This window comes from Arcicella sp. LKC2W (assembly GCF_034931005.1).
GTDB lineage: Bacteria > Bacteroidota > Bacteroidia > Cytophagales > Spirosomataceae > Arcicella.
The window spans coordinates 1-5,488 of the sequence record NZ_JAYGIN010000056.1 but is presented as its reverse complement, the minus strand read 5'-3'; the positions used below and the strand labels follow the sequence as shown (position 1 = coordinate 5,488).

The window sequence follows — 5,488 nt, the reverse complement described above, 5'->3', positions numbered from 1 at the left end:
CACAGATTGTACTGATTCAACGGATTTACACGGATAAATTTAAAGAAAAATCAGTGTAAATCTGTTTTATCTGTTCTATCCGTGGTCTAATTTTGTCTTGCGACAAATAGTAGATAATTAAGATACTTGGGACTTAATACTTCCAATCTACGTCAAACGTTTGAGCATCATCATTTGTCCCGAATGGTAAATATCATGGTGAATGACACCGTGAAGAAGTGTATAAAACGAATACTTTCTCATTGGAACGATGTTATCCAATTTAGCTTTTGAATATGTTTCTAAAATATCCAAAAGTTCTTTTTGAGATTCCTCGTAATTCTCTTGAATTTCTGTCCATTTTTCTTCTGTCAATTCATTTACTGTACTCCAATCTGCTTCTGAATTTAGGATAATGTCAAATGAATCACCTCCTGTTAGTTTTTCAAGGGCAAAAATTCGCCAATTTGTTACGTGAATCAGGTATTCAGCGATATTTTTACTTTTAGGACTGATTCTCTTTAGGGCTTTTTCAGCATCTACATCCACTAAAATTTCTTTGATGCTTGGCCCGTGCCAAACTTCTCCTTCGTACAATTGACGAAGCGATTCCTTTATATGATTGATTTCTTGCATTATTCTTTTTTGATGCAATTTAAGCAAAACTTTTCAGCATTAGATTTTAGCTGGAATAAACCTAAACGCTAAACAAAATGTCGTACCAAGTATTTTCATACTTAATACGACATTCAACACCTTGATTTGGAAAAAACTCACAGACACTTGACAATTTTTGCCACTACATTTTTACTAATCGTATAGGTAGCAATCTGTGTCTTTCCATCATCAGACTTAATGGAAAGCGTTAACACGTCACTCGCTAAATTTCCTTGATATTGTACATTCTGAGGTTGAGGAGGTTCTATATTTATCGGATTATTACCCTTAAATACGGTATAAGTTCCTCTTTCTATAAATTGATTATTAACCAGCACAACGTTTTTCTCAATGACACCCGAAGCACAATCAAAGCTAAAATTAATTTGTGTATCCGTAGCAAGAATTTCAACACCTTGCCCTCCCCATTTTCCCATCAGTGGAATATTAGGATTTACGGCTTCATCTTTGGTACAAGCCACCAAAATCATCAAAATCGCAAAAAGAATAACATGGATATTTTTCATAATAATAACTGTTTATTTCAAAGACAATTTATAGTCTGTAATGGTTGTATTTTTAAGCACAAATGTATGATAATCAATGCTTTTGATACCTAAAAATAAACGCTTTAAATTTCATCATAGTTTTATACAAAAAAAATGTATTTTTACACCAATTCAAAATAACCTAATCATCTAATCCTTAGTATCAGTCAATTCGTAGGTTAGCAATTCATCCCGACCCATTAACGATATACCTTTTCTTCGAAAATTATACGCTACTCCTAACAGATTTCACCTAATAATTTATGTTCATAAATTGATACAGATTATTAAATAGTTTTCAAATTTATCGGGCAATTTCACAAAATGAAGCCGTTTAAACTAAAAATAAGTATTTCACCTGTGTTTCATCACTAATCAACATATTATTATCACATACTATATAAAACCAAACCTTTTATGAAAGATTTATTTACTACTCAAAAAATGGATTCAGCGAGGACTTTTATGAGTTTTTTACTCATAAGTTTTATTTCAATTGGGGTTACTTTAGGGCAAACCTCCGCAACAAATTTTGAAAACTTTCTCAATAATCATCCATTCAACAACCGTCCTATTTTACCAAAAGCAGAATTACGAAAACTTCCAGTTTATGAAAGACCAGACTACCATGCAGAATTTGAGTATTTAAGAACAGTTGACCCCACTTTACTAAGAGTTCCCATCGAACGAATTGATGCGGCGTATGGAGTTGTGACAAAGTCTATCGCAGACCAAAAAACAGGTATTAAAACAGGAGGAATACCTGGTATATCGGGTGTAAATTGGGTTGAACGTGGGCCTAATAATATTGGAGGACGTACTCGTTCTATCATGTTTGACCCCAAAGATACAACGGATGCGACCCCAAGTATGCGTTATAAAAAAGTATGGGCAGGAAGTGCTGCTGGTGGACTTTGGTTCAATAATGATATTACAGATGCCAGTGGTAGTTGGATGAAAGTTGATGACTTTTGGGATAATCTTGCTATCATGACTATGGCTTATGACCCTACTAACAAAAATATTATGTATGTGGGAACAGGAGAATTTACCATTAATTCGGATGCTGTTAGTGGTGGCGGAATCTGGAAAACGGCTGATGGTGGAGCAACATGGGTTCGTTTGGCAAGTACAATTCCATTTGGGGGAGTGGGTTCAGCACGAGAATTCAACTGGGTCAGTAAAATTGTGGTAAATGCCAAAGGAAGTATATTTGCTGGTACCAATAATGGCGTATATAAATCTATTGATAAAGGAGCTACTTGGACGAAAATCCTTGCTCCCAAAAATAACATTGGAGGGGTTGATTTGACGGCAGTTACCGCTTTTACCAATACCGTAGCCGATATAGAAATTGGCTCTGACAATATTTTGTATGTTTCGATGGGGTATTTTAATCTCAACACAGGTACAGAACAAGGACGTGTATTTAAGTCTTCTGATAGCACTGGAATAGTTTATAGTGATATTACGCCCAATTTGGCAACCATTTCAACCGCTCCCGCTGGAAGAATTGAAATAGCTTTAGCACCAAGTACCAGTGGCAGTGCTCAGGTAATTTATGCGGTTGGAGCAAATGGTACTTCTGGAAATATAAAATGGTTTAAAAAATCAGTAGATGCAGGAATAACTTGGACAAATGTAGTTGTTCCAACTTATCCAGATGGGACGGTTTTTACTTCTGCTCAAAGTTGGTATGACTTAATTTTACAAGTAAAACCTGATGACCCTAATACATTATTTGCAGGGGGAACCACCTATTTTAGAACAACTAACGGCGGAACTTCATGGACAATGCTTTCGGGTTATAATGAGTATGTTCACCCTGATATGCACTGTATTGAGTTTCGTCCTACTATGCCTTCTCAAATTGTTTGGGGTAATGATGGCGGTGTTTATTATTCGCCTGATGCTATGGCTCCGCCTTCAAATACTTTCTTCAAAATTCGAAATAATAATTATAATGTAACCCAGTTTTTTGGCGTTGCGATGAAGAACTTAGCTGACAGGACGTACTTATTATGTGGAGCTCAAGATAATGGAACAATGAATATGAAAGCTGAAGGTGCAGGCCCAGCCTTCTACACTGCTGGTGGCGATGGTATGATTGGTGCCATTGACCAAAACGACGCAAACGTCCAAATTGGCTCATATTATAGTGGAAACTTCTATCTGATTGACCGTTATGGAAATCAAGGCGGAAATTTACCGCTATCAGGTGGTTTATTCGTTGACCCTTTGGCTTATGATAGCAAAAACAATATTTTATTCTCGTGTTCAGGCTCAACAAGTTATAATACTTTAGACCGTGTTCTGGGTGTGGGTATTACTAATACGGGTTCTACCATGAATATGGGGGCATCAATCGGTCAATTCGCAAGTGCTTTAGCAATTGGAAAAGCTGCTAATACGCTTTTTGTAGCTTCAAGAGTAGGACGTATTTATAAATTGACAAATACACACTTAACAACTGCTACGGCTACCAGAATTGACAAACGAGATGCAGGTATTGGACAACCTACTGCTAATGTGACCTGTATTGAAATTGGAGAAACCGATAATGAACTCTTGGTTACTTATTCAAATTATGGGGTAAAATCTATCTGGTACACTACTGACGGTGGTACAACTTGGACGAGTAAAGATGAGTCAACTCATGGGCTACCTGATATGCCTATTCGTTGGTCTTTGATGAATCCTAATAATAGAAAACAAGTGTTGATTGCGACCGAAGTAGGCGTTTGGTCAACGGATGATATTACAGCCGCTAACCCAAACTGGACAGTAACAAACAATGGCTTAGCCAATGTGCGTTCTGATATGATAACATACCGTGAAGCTGACGGCATGATTGCCGTAACAACACACGGCAGAGGCGTTTATACTTCCGATGTTTTCAAAACGAGTAACGCTATTGTGGTTAATAATCCAATCGGACAAATAGTAATGGCTTGTAATGGCAACCCAATTAATATTCCTCTTCCGTTTATACCGAAAGGAACGTTTGATGCAGGAAATACCTTTACGGCAGAATTATCAGATGCCAATGGTCAATTTAATACTCCTACATCATTGGGCATCATTACACCATCCAATAATACCATTACTCTTCCTGGTACTTTAGCACAAGGGAATTATCAATTAAGAGTTGTATCAAGTTCTCCAGTATTATACGGATATACTGATTTTAACATTAATAAAATCTGTGATTATTGTAATGATTTAGCGTCAAACTGTACTTTCGCTGACTATGTGTCTAATGTTACCTTGAAAAGTGGCACAACTGAATTAATCAATAATAGTTCAACTTGTGGGAATGGATACTCAAACTACACTTCAAGTGTTGTTTCAGCCAATATTACCGCAGGTTCAAGCTATGATTTATCCTTTAGAACTGCTGATACAGAGTTGGATGCAATAACCGTTTGGATAGATTTCAACCGTGATAGCACTTTTAGTTCTACTGAAATTGTATATATAGAAACAGCTCCTTATGTTGATGGAGGCGTGGCAAGAACTGGAACATTTACCGTTCCTACCAATACCGCAAATGGTAATACACGCATGAGAGTAAGGCTCAACTATGGAGACTCAATTACCAATTCATGTGGAGGTTTAGCGTATGGAGAAACAGAGGATTATAGAGTGACTATTTCTGGAGGAGTTATCAACCCTGGTATTCTCAGTGTTGCATCGGGTGATTGGGATAATGTAAAAACGTGGAGTTGTAGTTGTGTTCCAACTTCAACCGATGATGTAACTGTCAATGCAGGGCATACCGTTTTTGTGAATGCTATTTATGGACAAGCGAAGAAGTTAATTTTTGCAGGCGGAGATATATTCTTTGTAAATAATGGATTTTTGCAGTATTGATTAGAGTTATGGAGTTGGAAATTTATGAGTTAAGAGTTCGCAGTTTATAAATTAGAGGTTTTCGTTTGGATACCCAAAACATTTATAGACTGCGACTTAATACACTGTTTAATAAGTTATTTCAACTTCCCGAAAGTTCTAAAACTTTCGGGAAGTTCTCCAATCAAACATTTTAGGATGAAAATTATTCAGAAAACTTATTAAACAGTGTACTTAATTCTACTTTGGGAATTTAAAATAAAGATGGGAATTTAGGTATTTATAGTCCAACTTCCCGAAAGCTCCAGTTTCAATAAGTTATGTCACTCTACATTGTCCCGTCCTGAAATAAGTTGACCAAATTTTGAACTTAAAACGTATCAAAAGATGGACAAAACCAAGAACACTGGGCAAAAATTTATTCGCTATTTCAGCGAAGAATTCAAACGGCA

General features: G+C 36.4%; 3 protein-coding genes. 1 reads left to right on the top strand and 2 read right to left on the bottom strand.

The window, feature by feature from the left end; translation table 11 throughout:
- Positions 1–147: 147 nt before the first annotated feature.
- Together VB796_RS23550 and VB796_RS23545 are read right to left on the bottom strand one after the other, a co-directional pair.
- Positions 148–615: a DinB family protein gene (locus VB796_RS23550; protein WP_323349053.1), complete on the bottom strand. Its 468-nt coding sequence runs from the start codon at positions 613–615 to the stop codon at positions 148–150.
- A 137-nt stretch (positions 616–752) separates the two neighbouring features.
- Positions 753–1,163 (bottom strand): hypothetical protein, encoded by a 411-nt coding sequence (locus VB796_RS23545; protein ID WP_323349052.1) that lies wholly within the window; start codon positions 1,161–1,163, stop codon positions 753–755.
- Positions 1,164–1,601: 438 nt separating this feature from the next.
- On the opposite strand from VB796_RS23545, the gene VB796_RS23540 reads away from it, so the two are divergent.
- Positions 1,602–5,057 carry a GEVED domain-containing protein gene (locus tag VB796_RS23540; RefSeq protein ID WP_323349051.1) on the top strand — a complete coding sequence of 1,152 codons (3,456 nt, stop codon included), beginning with the start codon at positions 1,602–1,604 and terminating at the stop codon, positions 5,055–5,057.
- The last annotated feature ends 431 nt before the right edge of the window (positions 5,058–5,488 follow it).

Excerpts from the sequence above, each read along its gene's own strand:
- VB796_RS23550 (WP_323349053.1), bottom strand. The coding sequence starts at position 615 with ATGCAAGAAATCAATCATATAAAGGAATCGCTTCGTCAATTGTACGAA.
- VB796_RS23545 (WP_323349052.1), bottom strand. The coding sequence starts at position 1,163 with ATGAAAAATATCCATGTTATTCTTTTTGCGATTTTGATGATTTTGGTG.
- VB796_RS23540 (WP_323349051.1), top strand. The coding sequence starts at position 1,602 with ATGAAAGATTTATTTACTACTCAAAAAATGGATTCAGCGAGGACTTTT.